General features: G+C 71.8%; 18 protein-coding genes. 9 read left to right on the forward strand and 9 right to left on the reverse strand.

Annotation, left to right across the window (positions count from 1 at the left end; genetic code table 11):
• Nucleotides 1-176 precede the first annotated feature (176 nt).
• On the reverse strand, nucleotides 177-797 hold the full coding sequence (locus ABZ079_RS00175; protein ID WP_356937094.1) for a biotin transporter BioY: 621 nt from the start codon (nucleotides 795-797) through the stop codon (nucleotides 177-179).
• A 520-nt stretch (nucleotides 798-1,317) separates the two neighbouring features.
• Here ABZ079_RS00175 and ABZ079_RS00180 point away from each other — a divergent pair.
• The 5 genes from ABZ079_RS00180 (at nucleotide 1,318) to ABZ079_RS00200 (ending at nucleotide 7,703) form a co-directional block, all read left to right on the forward strand.
• Complete coding sequence (locus ABZ079_RS00180) at nucleotides 1,318-2,703, forward strand: amino acid permease (protein ID WP_356937095.1); 1,386 nt, start codon at nucleotides 1,318-1,320, stop codon at nucleotides 2,701-2,703.
• A gap of 141 nt (nucleotides 2,704-2,844) precedes the next feature.
• Entirely contained in the window at nucleotides 2,845-3,492 is a 648-nt protein-coding gene (locus tag ABZ079_RS00185; protein ID WP_356937096.1) for a superoxide dismutase, read from the forward strand.
• A gap of 199 nt (nucleotides 3,493-3,691) precedes the next feature.
• Nucleotides 3,692-5,878 (forward strand): MMPL family transporter, encoded by a 2,187-nt coding sequence (locus tag ABZ079_RS00190; protein WP_356937097.1) that lies wholly within the window; start codon nucleotides 3,692-3,694, stop codon nucleotides 5,876-5,878.
• A gap of 5 nt (nucleotides 5,879-5,883) precedes the next feature.
• On the forward strand, nucleotides 5,884-7,068 hold the full coding sequence (locus tag ABZ079_RS00195) for a sensor histidine kinase (protein WP_356937098.1): 1,185 nt from the start codon (nucleotides 5,884-5,886) through the stop codon (nucleotides 7,066-7,068).
• The gene (locus tag ABZ079_RS00200) at nucleotides 7,065-7,703 is read left to right on the forward strand and encodes a response regulator transcription factor (RefSeq protein ID WP_356937099.1); all 639 of its coding nucleotides are present in this window, start codon (nucleotides 7,065-7,067) and stop codon (nucleotides 7,701-7,703) included. Before ABZ079_RS00195 ends, ABZ079_RS00200 begins: the two co-directional genes overlap by 4 nt.
• A gap of 96 nt (nucleotides 7,704-7,799) precedes the next feature.
• Here the strand turns inward: ABZ079_RS00200 and ABZ079_RS00205 are convergent, their stop codons facing one another.
• On the reverse strand, nucleotides 7,800-8,462 hold the full coding sequence (locus tag ABZ079_RS00205) for a DsbA family protein (RefSeq protein WP_356937100.1): 663 nt from the start codon (nucleotides 8,460-8,462) through the stop codon (nucleotides 7,800-7,802).
• Between the two features lie 140 nt (nucleotides 8,463-8,602).
• Here ABZ079_RS00205 and pepN point away from each other — a divergent pair, with 140 nt between their 5' ends.
• Together pepN and ABZ079_RS00215 are read left to right on the forward strand one after the other, a co-directional pair.
• Nucleotides 8,603-11,185 (forward strand): aminopeptidase N, encoded by a 2,583-nt coding sequence (gene pepN, locus ABZ079_RS00210; RefSeq protein ID WP_356937101.1) that lies wholly within the window; start codon nucleotides 8,603-8,605, stop codon nucleotides 11,183-11,185.
• A gap of 207 nt (nucleotides 11,186-11,392) precedes the next feature.
• Complete coding sequence (locus tag ABZ079_RS00215; RefSeq protein WP_356937102.1) at nucleotides 11,393-12,439, forward strand: hypothetical protein; 1,047 nt, start codon at nucleotides 11,393-11,395, stop codon at nucleotides 12,437-12,439.
• A 77-nt stretch (nucleotides 12,440-12,516) separates the two neighbouring features.
• On the opposite strand, the gene ABZ079_RS00220 is transcribed toward ABZ079_RS00215, so the two are convergent.
• From ABZ079_RS00220 to ABZ079_RS00240, 5 genes are all read right to left on the reverse strand, one after another.
• Entirely contained in the window at nucleotides 12,517-13,020 is a 504-nt protein-coding gene (locus ABZ079_RS00220) for a DinB family protein (protein WP_356937103.1), read from the reverse strand.
• 238 nt (nucleotides 13,021-13,258) lie between these two features.
• Nucleotides 13,259-15,010 (reverse strand): TIGR03767 family metallophosphoesterase, encoded by a 1,752-nt coding sequence (locus ABZ079_RS00225; RefSeq protein WP_356937104.1) that lies wholly within the window; start codon nucleotides 15,008-15,010, stop codon nucleotides 13,259-13,261.
• A gap of 200 nt (nucleotides 15,011-15,210) precedes the next feature.
• Nucleotides 15,211-15,699, reverse strand: coding sequence for an NUDIX hydrolase (locus ABZ079_RS00230; RefSeq protein ID WP_356937105.1), 489 nt, complete (start codon nucleotides 15,697-15,699; stop codon nucleotides 15,211-15,213).
• Between the two features lie 9 nt (nucleotides 15,700-15,708).
• A complete protein-coding gene (locus ABZ079_RS00235; protein ID WP_356937106.1) occupies nucleotides 15,709-16,620 on the reverse strand; it encodes a pyridoxamine 5'-phosphate oxidase family protein in 912 nt (303 codons plus the stop codon).
• A 2-nt stretch (nucleotides 16,621-16,622) separates the two neighbouring features.
• Nucleotides 16,623-17,069: a VOC family protein gene (locus ABZ079_RS00240; RefSeq protein ID WP_356937107.1), complete on the reverse strand. Its 447-nt coding sequence runs from the start codon at nucleotides 17,067-17,069 to the stop codon at nucleotides 16,623-16,625.
• Between the two features lie 108 nt (nucleotides 17,070-17,177).
• Between ABZ079_RS00240 and ABZ079_RS00245 the strand changes: the two genes are divergently transcribed.
• Both ABZ079_RS00245 and ABZ079_RS00250 read left to right on the forward strand, forming a co-directional pair.
• Nucleotides 17,178-17,720, forward strand: coding sequence for a CGNR zinc finger domain-containing protein (locus tag ABZ079_RS00245; protein ID WP_356937108.1), 543 nt, complete (start codon nucleotides 17,178-17,180; stop codon nucleotides 17,718-17,720).
• A 154-nt stretch (nucleotides 17,721-17,874) separates the two neighbouring features.
• On the forward strand, nucleotides 17,875-21,180 hold the full coding sequence (locus tag ABZ079_RS00250; protein ID WP_356937109.1) for a S8 family serine peptidase: 3,306 nt from the start codon (nucleotides 17,875-17,877) through the stop codon (nucleotides 21,178-21,180).
• Between the two features lie 112 nt (nucleotides 21,181-21,292).
• Here ABZ079_RS00250 and ABZ079_RS00255 read toward each other — a convergent pair whose 3' ends face one another.
• Together ABZ079_RS00255 and ABZ079_RS00260 are read right to left on the reverse strand one after the other, a co-directional pair.
• Nucleotides 21,293-22,237: a hypothetical protein gene (locus tag ABZ079_RS00255; RefSeq protein WP_356937110.1), complete on the reverse strand. Its 945-nt coding sequence runs from the start codon at nucleotides 22,235-22,237 to the stop codon at nucleotides 21,293-21,295.
• 1 nt (nucleotide 22,238) lies between these two features.
• Nucleotides 22,239-22,784 carry a sigma-70 family RNA polymerase sigma factor gene (locus ABZ079_RS00260; protein ID WP_356937629.1) on the reverse strand — a complete coding sequence of 182 codons (546 nt, stop codon included), beginning with the start codon at nucleotides 22,782-22,784 and terminating at the stop codon, nucleotides 22,239-22,241.
• Nucleotides 22,785-22,918: the final 134 nt, after the last annotated feature.

A 22,918-nucleotide genomic window follows, 5' to 3' on the forward strand; every position in this document is an offset into this window, starting at 1 on the left:
CGCCGGCCGAACGACACGCTCGGCCGGTCCCTCGACTTCGCCTTCGGAGCGGGCGACCGGGGTTCGGGACCGTGCGACCCGGAGACACGAAAGAGGCTCGCCGGGCTCAAGGAGAGTCACGACCCGGCGAACCTCTTCCGCGGGAACTACGGCGTCAGCGCGTAGGAGCCGGCGCCTCAGCGCTTGCCGGCGAGCTTCCAGGCGGTGGGCAGCAGGCCCATCGCCAGGGCGGCCTTGAGGGCGTCGCCGATGAGGAACGGGGTGAGGCCGGCCGCGATCGCCTGGGACGCGGACATGTGGGCGGCCAGGGCCAGGTAGGGCACGCCGATCGCGTAGATGATCGCCTCGCCGAGGAGCATCGTGCCCGCCATACGCAGCGGGGAGCGGTCGGCGCCGCGGCGGGCCAGGGCGCCCACGGCCGCGGAGGCGAGCAGCATGCCGAGGATGTAACCGAAGGAGACGGCGCCGCCGCCGGAGGTGCCGCCCGCGAACCACGGCACCCCGGCCACACCGGCCAGCGCGTACAGGGCGAGGGAGAGGAAGCCGCGGCGGGCGCCGAGCGAGGTGCCGACGAGCAGCGCTGCGAAGGTCTGGCCGGTCACCGGCACCGGGGAGCCGGGCACGGGGACCGACAGCTGGGCCGCGAGGCCGGTGAGCACGGCGCCGCCGAGCACGAGGGCGGCGTCGCGGACGCGGGCGGGGGCACCGCCCTGCTCAAGCGAAGCCGAGAGCCTGGGGGAGGGCAGCAGGTCGGCGAGGACTGCACCGGGGCGAGCGGTGGCGGTGGCGGTGCTCATGGGGACTCCGCGGGTGTCTGGGCAGGTGGGAACACCGTGACGCTATACCGGCGCCCTCGCGGCGATCACCGTCAGCGGTCGACAAAGGCTCGAACGGCCACTTGGTGGGCTCCGGACAAAGGTTGCGGGTTACACCGGGTACGGCGTGATGCCGGTCACTGAGGTGGAGTGGTCCGGGATACCCGGACGCCCGTGGAGACCTCTGTAGGGTCTCGCCAAACCCGCCGCGGGCGCCCGTCTCGCCCGTCGGTCGCCGTCCGGGCGGCGCCGGGGCGTTCTCCGGCTTCACGACCGCCGGCCATGACTGCCGCTCACGTCTGGTCGGCGTCGAGGGCGAGGGAGAGCTGCTCGATCGCGGGCGTCGCCGCGCACCGCACACCGGCACCCGCGGCCGGGTAACCGCGGGTTCACCCTGCGTACGGCTACTGTCCGGATACTGGGCGGCCTCGTCGCGTGAGCGGACGGGCCGCCCAGACTGTTGACGATTTTGCCCTTCTATTGCACTGGACGAGCCGCGCTTATGCCCAGCAGCACGAAGACCGAGACGCCCCCGCGACAGCGGGCCGGCGCCTCCCTCTCCCACGGCCTCAAGCAGCGTCACCTGTCGATGATCGCCCTCGGCGGCGTCATCGGCGCGGGCCTGTTCGTCGGTTCCGGTGCGGGCATCGCCGCCGCCGGTCCGTCCATCGTCATCGCCTACGCCGTCTCCGGCATCCTCGTGATGCTGGTGATGCGGATGCTCGGCGAGATGTCCGCCGCCTACCCGTCGTCGGGCTCCTTCTCCGCGCACGCCGAGCGGGCGATCGGCCCCTGGGCCGGCTTCGCGGCCGGCTGGTCCTTCTGGGTCCTGCTGTGCACGGCCGTCGGGCTGGAGGGCATCGGCGCCGCGCACATCGTCTCCGGCTGGCTGCCCGGCACGCCCGAGTGGGTCTGGGTCGCGCTGTTCATGGTCGTCTTCTGCGGGACGAACCTGGCCGCCGTGAAGAACTTCGGCGAGTTCGAGTTCTGGTTCGCCGCGCTGAAGGTCGGCGCGATCAGCCTGTTCCTGATCCTGGGCGTGCTGGCCCTCGCGGGCGTCCTGCCCGGCACGGACTCCCCCGGCGCCTCGAACCTGACGGACTTCCTCCCGCACGGCAGCAACGGCCTGATCATCGGTCTGCTCGCGTCCGTCTTCGCCTACGGCGGACTGGAGACGGTCACCATCGCGGCGGCCGAGTCGGAGGACCCGGTGCGGGGCGTGGCGAGCGCCGTCCGCACGGCGATGTGGCGCATCGCCCTCTTCTACATCGGCTCCATGGCGGTCGTCGTCACCCTGGTCCCGTGGGACTCCAAGGAGGTCGTGGAGAAGGGCCCGTACGTCGCCACGCTCGACCACCTGGGCATCCCCGGCGCGGGTCAGCTGATGAACGTGGTCGTCCTGGTGGCGCTGCTGTCCGCGATGAACGCCAACATCTACGGCTCCTCCCGCATCGCCTACTCGCTGGTGGAGCGCGGCCAGGGCCCGAAAGCGCTGGCGCGGCTCTCCGGCGGAGTCCCGCGGATCGCGGTCCTCACGTCCTGCTTCTTCGGCTTCCTGTGCGTGCTGCTCAGCTACTGGCGCCCGGACGACGTCTTCTCCTGGCTGCTGAACATGATCGGCGCGGTCATCCTGGTCGTCTGGATGTTCATCGCCGTCTCCCAGTTGCTGCTGCGCCGCCGGATCGAGCGCGAGGCCCCCGAGAAGCCGGCGGTCCGCATGTGGGGCTTCCCCTGGCTGACCTGGGTCGCCCTGGCCGGCATGGTCGCCATCTTCGCCCTCATGGCCCGCGAGCCGGACACCCGCCTCCAGCTGTACTCCACGGGCGGCATGACACTGGCCCTGGCGGCGATCGGATACGTGTGGCAGCGGGTGCGCGCCAAGCGCTGACGCCCTCCTCCACCCGGTCCCCGGCACCCGGCGAGGCCCCCACGTACGACGACACGTGGGGGCCTTTCTGTTGCTCCCCCGCTGTTGTTGCTAGCGTGTAGTTGCAAGCAACTTGCAATAAGGTTCCGGAGGGGATCACCCATGCCCGTCTACACGCTGCCCGACCTGCCCTACGACTACTCCGCGCTCGCGCCCGTGATCAGCCCCGAGATCATCGAGCTGCACCACGACAAGCACCACGCGGCCTATGTGAAGGGCGCGAACGACACCCTGGAGCAGCTCGCCGAGGCACGGGACAAGGAAGCGTGGGGCTCGATCAACGGCCTGGAGAAGAACCTGGCCTTCCACCTCTCCGGGCACATCCTGCACTCGATCTACTGGCAGAACATGACCGGCCCGAAGGACGGCGGCGGCGAGCCGCTGGCGGCCGACGGCGTGGGTGAGCTGGCGGAGGCGATCAGGGAGTCCTTCGGTTCCTTCGCCGCCTTCCGGACCCAGCTGTCCAAGGCCGCGGCCACCACCCAGGGTTCGGGCTGGGGCGTGCTCGCCTACGAGCCGCTGAGCGGCCGCCTGATCGTGGAGCAGGTCTACGACCACCAGGGCAACGTCGGCCAGGGCTCGACCCCGGTCCTCGTCTTCGACGCCTGGGAGCACGCCTTCTATCTGCAGTACCGCAACCAGAAGGTGGACTTCGTCGAGGCCATGTGGCAGGTCGTCGACTGGCAGGACGTGGCCCGCCGCTACGAGGCCGCCACGTCCCGCGCGGACGCCCTGCTGCTGGCCCCCTGAGAGCGCTGAGCGCCCCGGAGTCGTCCTGCCTCGTGATCGTCTTCTCACCCTTCACGTCGGCAGGCGGATGAAAGAAGACCCCCGCGAGGACGTGACTCGCGGGGGTTTTCCACACCCTCGGGGTCCACCGATCGGTTGACGCCAAGTTCAACCGGGCACCCGTGTCCGTGAAACGCCCTGGCCAGCGAGGCTTCTGGGCATGAACACACTCACTGTGCGCGCGGCGCGCTGGAGTGCCCGGCACCCCTGGCGGGCCCTCCTCGGCTGGCTGCTGTTCGTGGCGTTGTGCCTCGGGGCCGGCAGTGCCGTGGGCACCCACAGCGCGAAGACGGCGGACTACCGGGTCGGCGAGGCCGGCCGGGCCGAGGCCATGGCCTCCGACGGGCACCTGGAACGCCTGTCCGCCGAACAGGTACTGATCTCGGCCCGCTCGGGCGACCTGGACGACCGGGCCGCCGCCTCGGCCGCGCGGGAACTCACCACCCGCATGCGACGGCTCCCGGAGGTCGCCCACGTGGCCGGCCCGGCACGCTCCTCCGACGGCCGTGTCCTCATGGTCGAGGTGTCCCTCAAGGGCGAGGAACGGGACGCGAAGGACAAAGTCGGCGCCCTGCTCGCGCAGACCACCGCCGTCCAGAAGACCCACCCCGGGCTGCTCCTGCAGGAGACCGGCAGCCCCTCCATCAGCAAGGGAGTCGACGAGCAGCGCGGCGACGACCTCGCCCTCTCCGAGAAGATCACGCTTCCGGTCACCCTGTTCACCCTGCTGGCCGTGTTCGGCTCGGTCACCATGGCCGCCGTACCGCTGCTGCTGGCGCTGTCGTCGATCGCCGCGGCCATCGGCCTGGCGATGCTCGCCTCGCACCTCACTCCCGACGCGGGGGTGGGCACGAACGTCATCCTCATGATCGGCCTCGCGGTCGGCGTCGACTACACGCTCTTCCACCTCAAGCGGGAACGCGAGGAGCGGGCCCGCTGCGGCGGCCGGCTCGGCTCCGGGCAACTGGTCGAGCTGGCCGCGGCGACCTCCGGGCGGGCCGTGGTCGTCTCGGGGCTCGCGGTCGTCGCCTCCACCGCCACGCTGTACCTGGCCTCGGACGTCATCTTCTCCTCGCTCGCCACCGGCACCGTCGTGGTCGTCCTGGTCGCGGTGGCCAGCTCCCTGACCGCGCTGCCCGCCCTGCTGACCGTGCTGGGCAGGCGGGCCGAGCGCAGGGCACGGGGGCGGGCGGCGCGCGGGAAGCCCTCCCGGCGGATCCGGGGCGAGGGCGGCGGCCGGTTCTGGTCCGCGCTGCTGCGGCCCGCCGCCCGGCACCCGCTGGTCACGCTGTGCGTCTCCCTCCTCGCCCTGCTCGCCCTGGCCCTCCCGCTGACGGGCCTGAAGATCACGGAGATGAGCCGGGACACGCACTCCCGGGCGATCCCCGCGATGCGGGTGTACGACCGGCTCAACGAGGCGTTCCCCGAGCGGCGGGTCACCCACCAGGTCGTCGTACGGGCCGACGCGGCGCGGTCCGCGGAGGTCACCGGCAAGCTGCGCGCGCTTGCCCGCCGGGCCGCCGGTGACCCGCTGTTCACCGGCTCCTCCCGGATCCGCACCTCCGCCGACCACCGGACCAGCACCCTGGAGCTGAGGGTCCCGCACCTCGGCAACTCACGGCAGGCGTACGACTCCCTGGACCTCCTGCGCCAGGACTACCTGCCCGCCACCGTCGGCCGGATCGCGGGCGCCGAGTACGGCGTGACCGGCGACGTCGCCCGTTACCAGGACTATCCGGCCCACCAGAACGGCAAACTGCCCCTCGTCCTGGGGGCGTTGCTCCTCGTGACGTTCCTGATGACCCTGTACGCGTTCCGCTCCGTCGCCCTCGGCCTGATCGGCGTCGTCCTGAACCTGCTGTCGGCGGTGGCCGCGCTCGGTCTGCTGGTCCTCGTCTTCCAGCACACCTGGGCCGAGGGGCTGCTGGACTTCGGTTCCACGGGGTCGATCGGTTCGCGCGTGCCGCTGTTCCTCTTCGTGATCCTCTTCGGGCTGTCGATGGACTACCAGGTGTTCGTGGTGAGCCGCATCCGGGAGGCGGTACTGGCCGGCACGCCCACCCGGCAGGCGGTGCTGGACGGGGTCCGGCGGTCCGCGAGCGTGGTGACCAGCGCGGCCGTGGTGATGACGACCGTGTTCGTGAGCTTCGTCTTCCTGCACATCATCGAGATGAAGCAGATCGGGTTCGTGCTCGCGGCGGCCGTGCTGATCGACGCCTTCGTGGTGCGCGTCCTCGTCCTGCCGTCGGCGATGCTGCTGCTCGGCGAGCGCAGCTGGTGGCCGTCGCGGGCGGGGCGGGCCGCCGTCGCACCGGCCCCCGCGCCCCGACCGGTCGACGTACGTTGATCCGTATGACCTCTCTTGCCGGACCGTCCGCCGACGCCTTCTGGGCGACGACCCTGCGCAGATGGAACGCGGTGTGCTGGGTGCTGTTCGCCGCGATGGCCGTCGGGATCACCGCGCTGGGCGAGGGCGGCGGCCGGTACGCGGCCCTCGCCCTGCTCGGCAGCGTGGCCCTGGGCTTCGCCGTCCTGCACCGCTTCCCGGCCAACCCCGTCGTACGGCCGCACGGATACCTTGCGGTGCTGGTGCTGGCGCTCGGCGGACTGGCCTACCTGCGCACCAGCTATGCGGCCCTCTTCATGGTGACGCTGCCGCACTACTGGATGTTCGGGCGGACACCGAGGATCTCGCTCACGTTCCTCGGGCTGACCACCGCCACGACCCTGCTGGGGAGTTGGGTGCGGCAGGGCTGGTCGGGGAAGTTCTTCGGCGAGACGGTCGTGGGCACGCTGATCGTCGTCACGGTGGGCGTGCTGATCGGGCTGTGGACGCGCGCGGTGGTCGAGCAGAGCACCGAACGCGCCCGGCTCATCGTCGAGTTGGAGCGCACGCAGGCAGAGCTGTCGGAGGCTCATCAACGGCAGGGCGCGGCCGACGAGAGGGAGCGGATGGCCCGGGAGATCCACGACACACTGGCGCAGGGCTTCGCGTCCATCGTCGTCCTGGCGGAGGCGGCCCGGGCGGGCCTGGCAGCGGATCCCGGGCGCAGTGCCCGCCGACTGCGCTCGATCGAGTCGACGGCCCGCGAGAACCTCGCCGAGGCCCGGGAACTGGTGGCCTCGGGCGGGCAGGGGCAGCGGCCGGAGTCCGGTTCCCTGGCGCAGACGCTGCGCCGCATCCTGGACCGGTTCGCCGAGGACACCGGCCTGACCGTGGACGCCGAACTGGCCGACCTCGACTGCGACCAGCAGACCCGGATCGCACTGCTGCGCTGCACCCAGGAGTCCCTGGCCAACGCGCGCAAACACGCCCGGGCCACGACGGTCGGGGTGGTGCTGGCCCGGCGGCCGTACGGCGTGGAACTGGAGGTGACCGACGACGGCACCGGGTTCGTGGTGGAGGCCTCGACGGGCTTCGGGCTCGACGGGATGCGCAAACGGCTCGCCGAGCTGGGCGGTCGGCTGACGGTGACCAGTTCGGTCGGCGACGGGACGAGGATCCTCGCGGTGGTTCCGGCGGAGGGAGCGGTATGACCGGGCGGAAGCTCCGCATCGTCGTGGTGGACGACCACACCGTGATGCGGGCCGGGGTGATCGCCCTGCTCGACGGGGAGAACGACATCGAGGTCGTCGGCGAGGCGGGTGACGGCCGGGCCGCCCTCGACCTGGTCGCCCGGCACGATCCGGACGTGGCTCTGGTCGATCTGCGCATGCCGGTGCGGGACGGGGTCGCCACGACCGCCGAGATCGCCGCCCGGCACCCGCGCACCCGGGTGCTGATCCTCACCACCTACGACACGGACGCCGACATCGAGCGGGGCGTCGAGGCCGGCGCCATCGGATACCTGCTCAAGGACACCACCCGGGAACAGCTGGCCGAGGCGATCCGCTCGGCCGCGCGAGGCGAGACCGTGCTCGCTCCCCGCGTGGCGGAGAGACTGGTCGCCCGGATGCGACGCCCGGTCCAGGACCCGCTCACGGCCCGCGAGACCGACGTCCTGAGCGCGGTGGCGGACGGCCTCACCAACGCCGAGATCGGCCGCCGCCTCGTCATCTCCGAGGCCACCGTCAAGACCCATCTGCTGCGCCTGTTCGCCAAGCTGGACGTCAACGACCGGACGCGGGCGGTGGTGGTGGCCATGGAGCGGGGACTGCTGCGGCGCCCGTGACCGGCCTGCCCACACGGCATGCGTCCGGCCCGCCGGCCGGCCCGGACACGGGAACGGGCCCGGCGCCGAACAGCACCGGGCCCGTCGGCAGGGGGTTCAGAGGTTGCTGAAGTCGGGGCCCTTGGTGCGGGTCCGCTTGATCTCGTAGAAGCCCGGGACCGAGGCCACGGCGATCGTGCCGTCCCACAGACGGGCCGCGTCCTCGCCCTTGGGGGCGGGGGTGACGACCGGGCCGAAAAAGGCGATCTGCTCGCCGTCGGCGCCCGGGACCGCGATGACCGGGGTGCCGACGTCCTGGCCGACCTTCTCGATGCCCTCCTTGTGGGAGGCACGCAGCTCGGCGTCGAACTCGAAGTCCTCCTGCTCGGCGTACTCGATCAGCTCGGCGGGCAGGCCGACGTCCGCGAGCGCCCCGGCGACGGCCTCCACGGTCGCGCCCTCGCCGTTGTTGTGGATGCGGGTGCCGAGCGCGGTGTAGAGCGGGCCGAGGATGTCGTCGCCGTGCTTCTGCCAGGCCGCGGTGACCACACGCACCGGCTTCCACGCCTTGGTGGTGAGCAGTTCCCGGTAGTCCTCGGGCAGCTCGTCCAGTTTGTTCTCGTTGAGGACAGCGAGGCTCATGATGTGCCAGCGGACCTCGATGTCGCGGACCTTCTCCACCTCGAGCACCCACCGGGAGGTCATCCAGGCCCAGGGGCACAGCGGGTCGAACCAGAAGTCGACAGGGGTCTTGCCGGACGCGGCCGGGGTCTCGGACATGGTTCTCCTCAGCGAAACGGTCTTTTGAACAGTCAACGGCTTCGCCGGGAGCCGCATTCCCTGCTGCCCCCCGTCAGGTGCACATGGCAGGATCGGTCCTGTTCAGCCACCATTCACGCGACCACGAGGGAGTGCCGCCCGTGCCCGGTGAGAATCTGTCCCGCGACGAGGCCCGGGAGCGGGCCGCACTGCTGTCCGTCGACGGGTACGACGTGTCCCTGGACCTGAGGTCCGCCGTCGGCGACGGGCACGGCGAGCCGCGCACCTTCCGCTCGGTGACCACCGTCCGCTTCCGCTGCAACGAGCCGGGCGCGTCCAGCTTCGCCGACCTGATCGCACCGAGCGTGACCTCCGTCTCGCTCAACGGCAAGGACCTGGACCCGAGCGAGGTCTTCGACGGCTCCCGGATCGCGCTGGAGGACCTGGCCACCGAGAACGAGCTGGTGGTCGACGCCCGGTGCGCCTACTCGCGCACCGGCGAGGGCCTGCACCGCTTCGTCGACCCCGAGGACGGCGAGGTCTACCTCTACACGCAGTACGAGCCGGCCGACGCCCGCCGCGTCTTCGCCAACTTCGAGCAACCGGACCTCAAGGCCCCCTACCGCTTCGAGGTCCAGGCGCCGCAGGGCTGGACGGTGTGGAGCAACGGCGCGGGGGAACTCTCCGACGGGGTCTGGCGGTTCGCGGAGACCAAGCCGATCTCGACGTACATCACGTGTGTGGTGGCGGGCCCGTACCACTACGTGACGGACAGCTACTCCCGTACCTTCGAGGACGGGACGAAGCTGGAGATCCCGCTGGGCGCGATGTGCCGCAAGGGTCTCGCCCCGCACTTCGACGCCGAGGACGTCTTCCTGGTCACCAAGCAGGGCCTGGACTTCTTCCACGACCACTTCGACTACCCGTACCCGTTCGGGAAGTACGACCAGGCGTTCGTGCCGGAGTACAACCTGGGCGCGATGGAGAACCCGGGCCTGGTGACCTTCCGCGAGGAGTACATCTTCCGCGGGAAGGTGACGCAGGCGTCGTACGAGGCGCGGGCCAACGTCATCCTGCACGAGATGGCGCACATGTGGTTCGGCGACCTGGTCACCATGGAGTGGTGGGACGACCTGTGGCTGAAGGAGTCCTTCGCGGACTTCATGGGCACTTTCGCGAACGTCGGCGCGACCCGCTTCTCCGACGCCTGGATCACCTTCGCCAACCGCCGCAAGGCCTGGGCGTACCGCGCGGACCAGCTGCCGTCCACGCATCCGATCACGGCCGACATCCGTGACCTGGAGGACGCCAAGCTGAACTTCGACGGCATCACCTACGCCAAGGGCGCCTCCGTGCTCAAGCAGCTGGTGGCGTACGTCGGCCGGGACGCGTTCCTGGAGGGCGCCCGCCGGTACTTCAAGCGCAACGCGTACGGCAACACGCGCCTCGGGGATCTGCTGTCGGTGCTGGCCGAGACCAGCGGCCGGGACATGACCGCGTGGGCGGGGTCCTGGCTGCAGACGGCGGGGGTGAACTCGCTGACCCCGCAGGTGCTGCTGGACACCCAGGGCGGCCGGATCGCCGAGCTGGCGATCGTCCAGGAGGCTCCGGAAGCACACCCCGAGCTGCGCCCGCACCGTATCGCGGTGGGCCTGTACCGCCGCACCCCCGAGGGCGCGGTGGAGCGCTACGCGCGCGTGGAGACGGACGTGGACGGCCCGCGTACGGTCGTGGCGGAGCTGGCGGGCGCCGAGGCGCCGGAGCTGGTGCTGGTCAACGACGACGACCTGACCTACTGCAAGATCCGCTTCGACGAGACCTCGCTGGCGACCCTGCGCGCGCACCTGGGCGCGCTGACCGACCCGCTGGCCCGTGCGCTGTGCTGGTCGGCGCTGTGGAACCTGACCCGGGACGCGCTGCTGCCGGCGCGGGACTTCATCGACCTCGTACTGCGGTTCGCGGGCCGCGAGTCGGACATCGGTGTGCTGCAGATGCTGCACGCCTGGGCGAACTCGGCGCTGGTGCACTACGCGGCGCCGGCCTGGCGGGAGACCGGCGGCGAGTTGCTCGCCGAGGGTGCCCTGCGGGAGCTGCGGACGGCCGAGCCGGGCAGTGAGCACCAGCTGGCCTGGGCGCGGTTCTTCGCGGCCGTGGCCTCTGCCGGGCCGGACCTGGAGCTGCTGAGGGACCTGCTGGACGGGACGACCTCGATCGAGGGTCTGGCGGTGGACCAGGAGCTGCGCTGGGCGTTCCTGGAGCCGCTGGCCGCGCACGGGGTGGCCGACGAGTCGGTACTGGCGGCCGAGCTGGCCCGGGACGACACGGCCTCCGGCAAGCGGCACCAGGTGCGCTGCCTGGCGGCCCGCCCGTCGGCGGCGGTCAAGGCGCAGGCGTGGGCGCAGGTGGTGGAGTCCGACGCCCTGTCGAACGCGCTGGTGGAGGCGACGATCGCGGGTTTCGGGCAGCCTTCGCAGCGGGAGCTGACCGCACCGTACGCGCAGTTGTACTTCGCGGCGATCGAGCGGGTGTGGCGGGAGCGGTCGATCCAGATCGGCATGGACGTGGTCCGGGGTCTGTTCCCGTCCCACCAGGACCGGCAGGAGACCCTCGACGCGACGGACGCGTGGCTGGCGGCGCACCGGGACGCTGCGCCGGCGCTGCGCCGGCTGGTGCTGGAGGCGCGGGACGACCTGGCGCGGGCGCTGTGCGCACAGGAGTGCGACGCGGCGGCCGCCGACCGGTGAGCCTTGGCCTGAGCTTGCCCGGTCGGTGACCGTTACGAAATTCGGGCAAGATTAGCCGTAACCCCTGGTCCACATCTGAGGGGACCAGGGGTTTTCGGTGCCCATTCGGCATCCGAACACCTGACCTTTAGTCCCGCCTTGTCCGGGTTTTTCGACGACCGTGTAACAGCGGTTAGGGGCGGGACGTGGAGCGGGAATCCCGACGCCATGACGCACAACACCCCGCTCTCCCCCCGCCCCCTCCGTCACCTCTCCGAGGTCCACCGCCGCGTCCTGACGGCGGCCCAGCTCCGCGCCCACGGCGTGACCGCGACCGAGCTGACCGAGCAGTGCCGCCCCGGCGGTCCCTGGCGCCAGCTGCTCCCGAACGTCGTCCTGCTGCACCCCGGCCCGCCGACGAACGAGGAGCGGCTGCACGGGGCCCTGTTGTACGCGGCCCGCGCGTCGGCGCCGGGCGTCCCGGTCCAGCCGACGGCCGAGAGCCCGCACCGCCCGCTGTACGCGGAGGCGATGATCACGGGCCTCGCGGCCCTCACCCTGTACGGCTTCTCCGCCACCCCGCCGCTCTCCCTGGACCACGTCGACGTCCTGGTCCCGCGCCTGCGCCGGCTGCGCTCCACGGGGTACGTCCGCGTCCTGCGCAGCCCGGCCCTGCCCACGCCCCGGGTGGTGACGGGACTGCCGGTGGCGCCGGTGCCGCGGGCGCTGGCGGACGCGGTGGCGGCACTGACGGACGCGGAGACGGTACGGCGGCTGCTGACGGAGGCGGTACGCGGCGGCCACTGCGAACCGTCCGCGGTGGTACAGGAGTTGACCCAGGCGAAGCTGCTGAACCGGCCGCACGTGGTGGACGCGGTGGACTCGCTGGTGGCGGAGGGCCGCTCGATCGCCGAGGACCGCCTCTACCGGATGGTCCACGAGTACGGCCTGCCCGACCCGGTCTGGAACGTCGACCTGCGCCTGCCCGGCGGCCCGCACCTCGGCGGACTGGACGCGTACTGGCCGGACCAGGCCGTGGCCGTGGAACTCGACACGCGGGCACCCCGCCAAGGCCATCGGCACGACGACGAGGAGGTGTGGTCGGAATACGCCCGCAAGCGCGAGCACCTTGAGCGCCTGGGGATCACGGTCGTGTACGTCACGCCGAAGAAGCTCAGGGACGCGAGGGAGCAGCAGGCGGCGGTGGTGCGTACGGCGCTGATGGCGGCCGGCGACCGCGATCCGGCCGCGTACGTCGTGGTGCTGCCCCGATAGTGACGGGCCGGGAGGGCATCAGGAGGGGAGAGGAGGGGCCGCCGGGGCCGTGTTCCGGTGGCCCCTCCCCGTGTGCGCTAGCTGCCAGTGGTCCCGTCGACCAGTTCCCGTACGACATCGAGGTGTCCGTTGTGCCGGGAGGTCTCCTCGATCAGATGCAGCAGCACCCAGCGGAGGTCGGGGTGCCGGCCGTCGCCCACGGACCGCTTCGCCGGCGTGTCCAGGTCGGTCGCGGCCACCAGTTCGCGGTAGCGGGCGCTCTGTTCCCCGTACTCGGCGAGCAACCGCTCCAGCGGGATGTCCACCGCGATCCGCATCTCACGGTCGGGGTCCTCGTCGGTCCACGGCCCCTGGTCCTCCTCGCCGAGGAAGACCACCTGGAACCAGTAGTACTCCACCCAGCGCAGGTGGTTGACCAGACCGCACAGGGTCATGAGCGGGGAGCCGGGCAGTGGCGCCCGGCGGGCGTCCTCCGGCGAGACACCCTCGCACTTGGCGCGGGCGGTGGCCCGGGCGTAGTCGAGGAAGGTGGTCAGCTGGGCGCGCTCGTCCCAGGCCGGAGGCGTATCGGTTCTTGTCATCACAGGGGACACTCGTTCATCACCAGCCCGCCGTCAAGCGAGTTGATCATGACGTGGACTGCTCGCCGTACGCAACACGCCGTACGTGGGACCGGTCGCCGGCTCGGTGAACTCGGAGCAGGCGCGGCCGCCGGGCTGCGGGACGGTGACCCCTTCGTGTCTGTGGTGTGTGGTGCGGTGGGGAAGGGACCTGGTGATGTTGCGCGAAGGTGCCTGGTGTTGACCAGTTGAGTGACTTTCAGACCTTTTTCAGTACCAGCTCCGTGTTTCGGTCGGCCTCCTTGCCCGCGAACGTCCTGTTGGCGCCGGGGGCGTTGAAGGACAGCTCGCGGTAGAGGGCGGCCAGGCCGGTCTGCGAGAGGTCCCCGTGATCGGTGCGGTGCGGGGCGGCGGACTCGATGAGGGTCGTGAAGACGGAGAGTGTGCCGTCCTTGTTGTCGACGAGTTCGATGACGCGGGCGAGCTGGGGGTGGTCGATGTGTGAGGCGGTGGAGATCTCCCAGAAGGAGCGGCCGCCGGAGGCCGCGTGCGGGGTGATGACGTTCTTGTGGACGTGGCCGTTCACCCAGGCCAGCACGTTGCTGTGCCGGGCGAGCAGGGACACCACCTCGTCGCCGGTGTGCCGGCGCTCGCCGGGGCGGGCCGGGTCGGGGCGGGTGTTCGTCATCGTCCCGCTGGTGTGATGGCTGAAGACGACGGCGTAGGAGTCCTTGTTGTCCTTCAGAGTCCTGTCCAGCCACTTCAGCTGGGCGGTGCCGAGGGAGCCCTCGAAGTGACCACCGGCGTCGTTGGTGTCGAGGCTGATCCCGAGGACGTCGTCGGAGACCCGGAAGGAGTAGTACCGGGTTCCGGCGTCGAGGTTCGCGGGGGAGTAGCCGTGACCGACCGGGCCGACGCCCTGGTGGGCCGGGTTCAGGTGGGCCTTGAGATAGTCGGCCGGCGTGTACGGTGCCCGCTTCTCGTCCGGCGTGACGGAGCGCATCGAGCGCGCGTGCGCCCTGAGGAAGTCCCGGTAGCCGACGCCCTGGGGATCCCTGGCGTGCTTGTTGGTGCTCTGGAACTTCTTCGCCTCGGCGGCGGAGACGGTCATCAGCTTTCTGCCGCCGATGGCCGCCTCGGCGAGGTAGGGGTCGCCGTGGGAGCCGTAGACACCGAGCTGGAGGAGGTCGTGGTTGCCGGCGGTGGAGTACCAGGGCAGCTTGAGGCCCGGACTCCTCACCTCCCGGATCGCGGCGGCCAGGAAGCCCTTCAGGTGCGGGAAGCCGACCGCCTTGTCGTCGTCGCGGGTGGTGGTGCCGGGCTGCCAGTACAGTTTCAGACCGCTGTTCTGGACGCCCTCGTAGTGCCCGGGATCACCGGAGTCGGGGGTGATGCGGCCACCGCTCATCACCTTCATGTACCACTCCAGTTCGCACAGCGCGTTGTTGTCGGTGTTGTCACCGGTGGCCATGACGAAGTGGAGCGGGGCGCCGGTGACGGGTCCGCCGCGCAGCGCGTTGACCCGCTCGACGAGCGAGATGGCGCCCTGCACGGTCAGCGCCTCCTGCGGGCGCCAGGCGTGGGGGTCGGCGGCGCGCACGAACTCCACGCGCAGGGGGTGCTGCACGTCCGTGAGGTGCAGATCGGTGAACTGCACGAACGCGGCGAGGGCCGTACGGCGGCCCGCGCGGCCGGACTTGGGCGCGGCCAGTTCACTGCGTACCACCCGCTTCCAGCCGGGGCCGTCGCCGAGGCGGCGGTAGCCGGAGCCGCCCAGCGGGGTGGCGACGGAGGCGAGCGTCGTGCCCTTGCCGTACGGGACGAGTGGGGCCGCCGCGGAGGCCTGCCCGGCGTGGGTGACGGGCTCCCCGGCGGCGGTGGCGGCCTCGCTGTCGGTCGGGCGGAGGGCGTAGCCGACGCCCGCGGAGAGCGAGACCGCTCCGGCGGCGGCGAGGACGGTACGGCGGTTGACCCCCACAGCGGAGGTGGCGACAGAGCGTATGCGCGACATGGCGCGATCTCCCCGGGTGTGAACGCGTCGGCAGTGGTCGCGGGCCGCCGCAGGCGCGAACGCCCCGCTCACTCCGGATCGTGGGCGGCGGGGATGGCCTGTGCGTGAACGCGGCGGCAACGCGCAGCGCCGATCACCGTACGTGGATCCCGGGGGTGCGGGCCGGGGCCACGGAGTGGATTGCGGGCGGCCGGGGCCGGTCACTCCTCGTTCATCTCCTGGGGCAGGGGACGGTCTCGGTGCCGGAGATGTCCGGGTGCCGGCCGTTCGCGCCACAGCCGCAGTGCCACGTCGACCAGGCGGACCCGGGTGAGCCGGGCCACGGCGTCCAGGTCATGCCAGGCGGCGAAGTCGGTCGAGCCTCCGACCTCGTAGCGGAGTTCACCACCGGTGACCTTGCCCTCGTAGACGATGCGGACGCCGTGGTGGTCGGTGCGGCGGTGCGGGCGCCCGCCGTGGAAGACACGGCGGGAGGAGTCGATGCCGAGGAGACCGGTCACCTCGATGCGGTAGCCGGTCTCCTCGGCGAGTTCGCGGCGGACGGTGTCGTACGGGTCCTCGCCGTGCTCCATGCCGCCGCCGGGCAGCACCCACTCGGGCGTGCCGGCGGGCCCCGGTGAGCGGGCGAGCAGGATCTGTCCGTCGCGGACGCACACGGCGTAGGCCGCCACCCTCAACTTCCGTCGCATCCAATGACGTTACCGGGCGGGGTTGGCCGGTGAGTACTCCGGTGCGGACCAGCGCAGGGGCAGGGCCGCCGGCGTTTCCACGGCCTCCGTGACGACGAAGCGGACGGCCCGCGCACCGTCGGCGGTGAACTCGGTGTACGCCTCGCCGGTGAGCTGGAGGGTGGTGCCGGTCGTCCAGTCCAGGACGAGAAGTCCGGCGCGCGGGTCGGCGTGCAGGTTGCCCAGGGTGAGGAACATGGCGTTGCCGGGGTAGTCCGGCCAGGTGAGTTCACGCGGTGAGACGACCCGGACGAATCCGGGGTTGCCGCCCCGGTGGCTGACGTCGGCCCCTCGGGCGTGCACGGTGGCCAGGAAGAAGGTGTCGGCCGCCGCGATGAACCGGGCCTGCCCGGCGTCCAGTCGGGCAGCCGAGCGCGGTGTGCCCGGTACGCGGCCCGGCACCCTCTCGTACGACTCCCGGCGCTGGATGTACTTGGGACAGTTGGAGAACACCTGGTCGGCCTCGACCGCGAAGCCCCGGGCCGTGGGCCGGAGCCGGCCGTTGAGGCGCATGCGGCGGCGGGTGCGCGGGTCGAGGGCGATGGTGCCGACGGGGGTTCCCGGTGTGGCCAGGGCCGTCGCGAGCGGGTCGGCCGGGTGTGCCCCTCCCCCACCGCCGAAAGCGTGGGCGGTGCCCCCGGTGACGGACATCTGCCGCGGCCCGGTGGCCCGGACGAAACCGGGGGCGCCGCTGATCGGCGAGGCCCACACGCGGCCGCTACGGGGGTCCACCGCGCCCACGACCAGCAGCGGCTGGATGTCCAGGAAGGCCGCTGCGACCGGCTTGATGTCCTGGCCGAGGGAGCGGCCGACGTGGTCGGCGCGGTCACGGACGCCGGCCACGTCCTGCACGGCACGCGAACCGGCGTGATACACGGTCATGGCTAGAAGAAACCGCAGGTCGGGGCGGAGGCGTGGGGGGTAGGGGCGCCCTCGGCGCCATGCGGTACGGAGATCTCCAGGCGGGTGCCGTCGGGGTCGTGGAAGAAGATCCCGCCCGAGGCCGAGCCCTCCCGGTGGGCCACCAGGCCTTCGTGGGCGAACTCCGCGCCGGCGGCTCTGAGCGCCGTCTCGTACTCCCGGACCCGGTCCACCGAGTCCGCCGTGAAGGCCAGGTGGTGCAGCCCGGCCCGGCCGCCCTCGTACGGCCCCCGCGCCTGCTGCCAGAGGGTGAGGACGGGCTGCTCTCCCCCGTCCGAGAGCAACGCGTACCTGCGGTCGCCTTCCTTGTCCTCGGTCAGCAGCACGAAACCCAGGACCTCCCGGTAGAAGGCGAGCGAGCGGTCGAGGTCGGTGACGTTGAGGCCGATGTGGCCGGGGCGCAAGGTCATGGGTCTCCCCTTCGAGGTATCTAACCGTCTCTAATGAGATTAGAGGGTTAGGATCGAGAGCGTCAACCGGTCACGTAACCTTGACCGGTTAGCAAGAAGGAGTCCCCGATGTCCGTCACCCGCGATCCGCGCCCGCTCACCGGTGAGCCCCTCGCGCTCGACCTGCTCAACACCCGGTGGAACAAGGAGGGCGTCACCCAGGACCTGCTCGCCGACACCGAGGGGCTGTCGGTGTGGCTCGCGAGCAACGGGCTGGCCGGAAGCCACCCGGCCGACGCGGCCGTGCTGCGCCATCTGCGCGAGGCCCGCGAGGCGGTCAAGGCCGCGGTGGACGGGTCACCGGAACAGGCGGCGCCGCTCGTGGACGCCGTACTGGAGCACGGGCGCATCCGGGCCCGGCTGATGGCCGACGGCCCGGCGGAGGAGCCCGAGTTCGCCGACCCGTCGTGGGGGCCGGCCTGGCTCGCCGCCCGTGACTACCTGGACCTGCTCGGCCGGGCCCCGGAGCGGATTCGCACCTGCGCCGGGGGCAGTTGCATCCTCTACTTCTTCGACACCTCCCGGAACGGCACCCGCCGCTGGTGCTCGATGGCCGCGTGCGGCAACCGGGCGAAGGCGTCCCGTCATTACGCGCGTTCGAAGGAGAACTGAGCAAATACCGGATTATCAGCGTCTGATCCGCTCAAATCCCATCGCGGGTTTTCCCCATACATCCATATCGATTCGGTCAACAGTCCCCAAAGGTCTGGCCCTTCGGTAAGGCTGAGCGCTCTCGTCCGCTCGTTCCTTTACCTGAGGGATGCCGATGACCCACACGCCCGAGCGTGATCCCATACCCGGCCCGAGACGCCTGGCCCGCATAGCCGTGGCCGTGGGCGTGCTGGCCGCCCTCTCCGCGGCGGGGCCGGCAACCCTGGCCCTCGCCGCGGACGCGTCGCCCGCCCCGGCCGCCGGCCCCGGCGTCAAGTCCGCCCACGACAAGCTGGGTTCGGACGACGCCGACGTGCTCGCCGACGCCAAGGCCGACGGCGCCAAGAACATCACGATGATGATCGCGACAGCCCCGGGGCAGACCGAGCAGGTCGCCGGGAAACTGGACGCGGTCAAGGGCGGCTCGGTGGGCCGCAGCTACGACAAGGTCGGCTACGTCCGCGCCACCGTCCCCACCGGCAAGGCCGACGCGGCCATCAAGGCCGCCGCGGGGCTCTCCTCGGTGCACGCCATCGACCTCAGGCAGGAGATCCCGCTCGACGACCCGACGCCGAGCGCGGACACCGCCGCCACCTCCCGCACCGCGACGGGCACCTACTCCGGACCGAGCAGCAAGACCCCGGCGGAGAACCCGTACAACCCCTCCTTCGAGACCGGTGCCGTCGACTTCGTCAAGGAGCACCCGAAGGCGGACGGCCGCGGCATCACCATCGGCATCCTGGACTCCGGCGTCGACCTCGGCCACCCGGCGCTGCAGAAGACCACCACCGGCGAGCGGAAGATCGTCGACTGGGTCACCGCGACGGACCCGATCCTGGACAGCGACGGCACCTGGCGCCGGATGACGAATCCGGTCAGCGGCCCGTCGTTCAGCTACGGCGGCGCGAGCTGGAAGGCGCCCGCGGGCGACTACCAGGTGAGCCTGTTCCGCGAGTCCGCGACGGCCGGCGGAGACGCCAAGGGCGACGCCAACCGCGACGGCGACACCACCGACGTCTGGGGCATCCTCTACGACCCGGCCGCCGGCACCGTCCGCGTCGACCTGGACAACAACTTCGACTTCACCGACGACACGCCGCTGAAGCCGTACAAGGACGACCACCAGGTCGGCTGGTTCGGCACCGACGACCCGAAGACCGACGTCGCCGAGCGGCAGCCGTTCGTCGTGCAGATCCGCAAGGACGTCCCGACCGACCCGTACGGCGGCGACTGGGTCGGCAAGAAGGCCGACTTCGTCAACATCGGCGTCATCGAGTCCGAGCACGGCACCCACGTCGCCGGCATCACCGCCGCCCACGGGCTGTTCGGCGGCAGGATGAACGGCGCCGCCCCCGGCGCGAAGATCGTCTCCTCGCGGGCCTGCACCTGGACCGGCGGCTGCACCAACGTCGCCCTCACCGAGGGCATGATCGACCTCGTCACCAACCGCGGTGTCGACATCGTCAACATGTCGATCGGCGGCCTGCCGGCGCTCAACGACGGCAACAACGCGCGCGCCGAGCTGTACACCCGGCTCATCGACACCTACGGCGTCCAGCTGGTGATCTCCGCGGGCAACTCCGGCCCCGGCGCCAACACCATCGGCGACCCCGGCCTCGCGGACAAGGTGATCTCGGTCGGCGCGGCCGTCTCCAAGGAGACCTGGGCCGCCAACTACGGCTCGGCCGTGGAGAAGAAGTACGCGATGATGCCCTTCTCCTCGCGCGGCCCGCGTGAGGACGGCGGTTTCACCCCGACCCTGAGCGCTCCCGGCGCCGCGATCAACACCACCCAGACCTGGCTGCCGGGCTCCCCGGTCGCCGAGGCGGGTTACTCCCTGCCGGCCGGCTACTCGATGCTCCAGGGCACCTCGATGGCCTCCCCGCAGGCCACCGGTGCCTCCGCGCTGCTGCTGTCGGCCGCCGAGCGGAAGGGCATCGACCTCACCCCCGCCAAGCTGCGCACGGCGCTGACCTCGACCGCCGACCACATCAAGGGTGTGCAGGCGTACGAGGAGGGCGCGGGCCTGATCAACATCATGGACGCGTGGGACGCCATCCGTGACGACGCCACCGCCCATGAGTACACCGTTAAGGCCCCGGTCGACACCGCGATCGACTACGCCCTGAAGACCCCGGGCTTCGGCACCGGCCTCTACGACCGCGAGGGCGGCCTCGAGGCCGGGCAGAAGAAGACGTACGACGTCACCCTCACCCGCACCTCCGGCCCGGACAAGGCCGTCCGGCACGAGCTGCACTTCGAGAACAACGCCGGTCACACCTTCCGGATCGTCGGCGACGACGTGGTGAGGCTGCCGCTGAACCAGCCGGTGACCGTCAAGGTCCAGGCCGCTCCGAAGTCCGCGGGCATCAAGAGCGCGATCCTGGAGGTCGACGACCCGAAGACGGAGGGTATCGACAAGCAGGTCCTCTCCACCGTCGTGGCCTCCGCCCCGGTGCACCACACCTTCTCGGCTTCCGGTTCGGTGCAGCGCAACGACACCCGGTCGTACTTCCTGACCGTGCCCGAGGGCGCCAAGTCGCTGGAGGTCGCGATCGGCGGGCTGAAGGACAAGAGCCAGACCAGGTTCATCGCCCTCCACCCGTACGGCACTCCGGTCGACACCACCTCGACCCCGTACTGCTACAACAACTACCTCGACGGCAACGGCTGCAAGCCCGACGTGCGCGCGTACGCCGACCCGCAGCCCGGCGTCTGGGAGGTCGAGGTCGAGGCCCGGCGCACGTCGCCGCTGCTGGACAACCCGTACAAGCTCGACGTCTCCGTCCTCGGGGCGGCCTTCGACCCGGAGACCGTGACCGTCCCCGAGGCCAAAGTCGGCACCCCGGCCACCGCCTCCTGGAAGGTGACCAACACGTACGCGGCCCTGGACGGCAAACTGGTCGGCGGCCCGCTCGGCTCCTCCAAGACGGCCCGCCCGTCGATCAAGGAGGGCGAGAAGCAGACCACCACGGTGACGGTCCCCGCCGGCGCCAAGTCCCTCGACGTGGCGATCGGCAGCGTCTCCGACGCGGCGGCCGACCTCGACCTGGCCGTGTACGACGCCTCCGGCAAGGAGGTCGGCAAGTCCGCCGACGGCGACTCGGAGGAGGCGGTCTCCGTGCCGTCCCCGGCCGCCGGCACCTACACCATCGAGGTCGTGGGCTACGCGGTCCCGTCCGGTTCGACCGGTTACGACTACCGGGACGTGTTCTTCTCCTCCACGCTCGGCACCGTCACGGTCGACGGCTCCGCCCCGGTCACACTCGGCACGGGCGACTCGGCCACGGTGACCGGCCAGGTCACGGCCGCCGCCGAGGCCCCCGCCGGCCGCGAGTTCTTCGGGCGGGTCCAGCTGGTGAACGCGCGCGGCACGGTCGCGGGCACCGGCAGTGTGAAGATCGAGAAGGTCACGCCGTAACGGGGTGACGCGAGCGCGAGGGGCGGGTGTCCGAAGGGACGCCCGCCCCTCTTCGCGTGCTGCGCCTCCGCTCGGTGGGGTGCGCCCGCGCTGTCGTCCCTCTCCTCTCCGCTCAGGGCGCCTCGTCGGACGGGCACGTCGTGTGCCGGGACGCGGGCAGGGCCTCGGTGATCCAGGCGCGGCCTTCGGCCACGCGGGTGTCTCCGACGGCCCACAGGCTCGCGTTCTCCTGGCCCTGGCGGACCCGGACGAGCACGTGCTGCCCCTTGCGCGGGGCCGGCTCCGCGGCGCCGTCGAGCAGGAAGCTGACCTCGGCCGGTCCGTGCGCGGGCTTGTAGGAGCGGATCACGGTCAGCGTGACCCGGCTCCCGGGGGACGGCTCGCCCGGCTCGACCCCGGCCACGGTGCCCTCCACGACCAGCCGGGAGCAGGCCAGGGCGAGTTCCGGGTCGGACGGCCGCCCGGCGTAGCCGGGCGCCTCGGCCGAGGTGTCGCCGGACGCCGTGTCGCCGGACGCCTCGGCCGAGGCGCCGGCGGCGCTCTTCGCGCCTCTGTCGTCGGCGCCGCCGCTCATCATCCCGTCACCCGCGGAGTGCGTCACCAGCCAGCCGAACCCGGCGGCCAGGGAGAGGGCCGCGGCACCGGCGAGCGATCCGAGCGCGATCCGCAGCGCCCGGCGGGGTCCCGGCGGGCGGCCCGGGCGCCGGGGCCGGGACGGGCCGGCGGGACGCGTGACGCTACGGGGACGGCCGGCCGCCGGACGCTCCGCACGGGACGGCGGGGCCGCCTGTTCCGCCTCGGGCGCCGGTGCGTCCGTCTCCGCGGCCGGCGCCTGCGACTCCTCCGCCAGGGCCTGCGTCTCCCCGGTCAGCGCCTCCGCCAGCCAGGTCAGCTGCTCCTTCAGCACCGCCACGTCGGCCTCGGCCGCCCGGTGCTCGGCGCGGAAGGCCGCATCCCGGCGGGCGTCCTCCGGCACGGGATCCCCGGTGATCGCCGCCATCAGGGCGTCCATGCCGTCGTAGGCCACGCCGTCCGCGCTCTCGTGTTCGGCGGTCACGTCACACCCCCTCGTCCTCGTGCAGCCTCTCGCGCAGCGCGCGGACCGCCGTGTGCAGCCTGCTCTTGACCGTGCCCTCGGGAATGCCCAGCTCCGCGGCGATGCCACGCACCGGCAGATCGGCGAAGAAACGCAGGACGAGCACCTGGCGCTGGGCGGCGGGCAGTCCGTCCAGGCCGCGGGCGACGGCGAGGGAGAGCAGGCTGGTCTCCTCACCCGAGGGATGCACGGGCTCGTGCAGCGCGGCCAGCCGCTCCCCCAGCCGTTCCTGGCGCCGCTTGGCCCGGTGCCAGTCCATGGCCAGGTTGGAGGCGACCACCGCCGCCCATGCCGACACGTCCCGCGGTGCCTCTCGGCCGCTCGCGCTCCGCTCCAGCAGCCGCAGCCGGACCTGCTGCACCCCGTCCGGCAGGTCCGACTGCGGCACCCCGCCGAGGGCGAGCACCGCCCGCACCCGGCGTTCCTGGGCCGCGTCCAGCGGATCGTCACCGGCACGTTCCGTACCGGCGGCGTACGACCCCTGGTCGCGGCGCGCCCCTCCGCGCAGCACAAGCCACCCCCTCACGCGTTTGCCCCTACGACGCCGGAGCCGGGCGGAACGTTCGGGCGCGCCCGGGAATTCTCCGCCGGCGGCCGAGGCGTACGTCACACCGCCGTGTGGCCGGAAACCGGACGGGCAGG

It is taken from the genome of Streptomyces sp. NPDC006314, from assembly GCF_040613075.1.
Taxonomy (GTDB): domain Bacteria; phylum Actinomycetota; class Actinomycetes; order Streptomycetales; family Streptomycetaceae; genus Streptomyces.

Bases quoted from the DNA above. Each gene is read 5' to 3' on its own strand.
- ABZ079_RS00230 (WP_356937105.1), bottom strand. From the start codon at position 15,699: ATGCGACGGAAGTTGAGGGTGGCGGCCTACGCCGTGTGCGTCCGCGAC.
- ABZ079_RS00195 (WP_356937098.1), top strand. From the start codon at position 5,884: ATGACCTCTCTTGCCGGACCGTCCGCCGACGCCTTCTGGGCGACGACC.
- ABZ079_RS00235 (WP_356937106.1), bottom strand. From the start codon at position 16,620: ATGACCGTGTATCACGCCGGTTCGCGTGCCGTGCAGGACGTGGCCGGC.
- ABZ079_RS00240 (WP_356937107.1), bottom strand. From the start codon at position 17,069: ATGACCTTGCGCCCCGGCCACATCGGCCTCAACGTCACCGACCTCGAC.
- ABZ079_RS00245 (WP_356937108.1), top strand. From the start codon at position 17,178: ATGTCCGTCACCCGCGATCCGCGCCCGCTCACCGGTGAGCCCCTCGCG.
- ABZ079_RS00200 (WP_356937099.1), top strand. From the start codon at position 7,065: ATGACCGGGCGGAAGCTCCGCATCGTCGTGGTGGACGACCACACCGTG.
- ABZ079_RS00205 (WP_356937100.1), bottom strand. From the start codon at position 8,462: ATGTCCGAGACCCCGGCCGCGTCCGGCAAGACCCCTGTCGACTTCTGG.
- ABZ079_RS00180 (WP_356937095.1), top strand. From the start codon at position 1,318: ATGCCCAGCAGCACGAAGACCGAGACGCCCCCGCGACAGCGGGCCGGC.
- ABZ079_RS00225 (WP_356937104.1), bottom strand. From the start codon at position 15,010: ATGTCGCGCATACGCTCTGTCGCCACCTCCGCTGTGGGGGTCAACCGC.
- ABZ079_RS00190 (WP_356937097.1), top strand. From the start codon at position 3,692: ATGAACACACTCACTGTGCGCGCGGCGCGCTGGAGTGCCCGGCACCCC.
- ABZ079_RS00175 (WP_356937094.1), bottom strand. From the start codon at position 797: ATGAGCACCGCCACCGCCACCGCTCGCCCCGGTGCAGTCCTCGCCGAC.
- ABZ079_RS00215 (WP_356937102.1), top strand. From the start codon at position 11,393: ATGACGCACAACACCCCGCTCTCCCCCCGCCCCCTCCGTCACCTCTCC.
- ABZ079_RS00250 (WP_356937109.1), top strand. From the start codon at position 17,875: ATGACCCACACGCCCGAGCGTGATCCCATACCCGGCCCGAGACGCCTG.
- ABZ079_RS00220 (WP_356937103.1), bottom strand. From the start codon at position 13,020: ATGACAAGAACCGATACGCCTCCGGCCTGGGACGAGCGCGCCCAGCTG.
- ABZ079_RS00185 (WP_356937096.1), top strand. From the start codon at position 2,845: ATGCCCGTCTACACGCTGCCCGACCTGCCCTACGACTACTCCGCGCTC.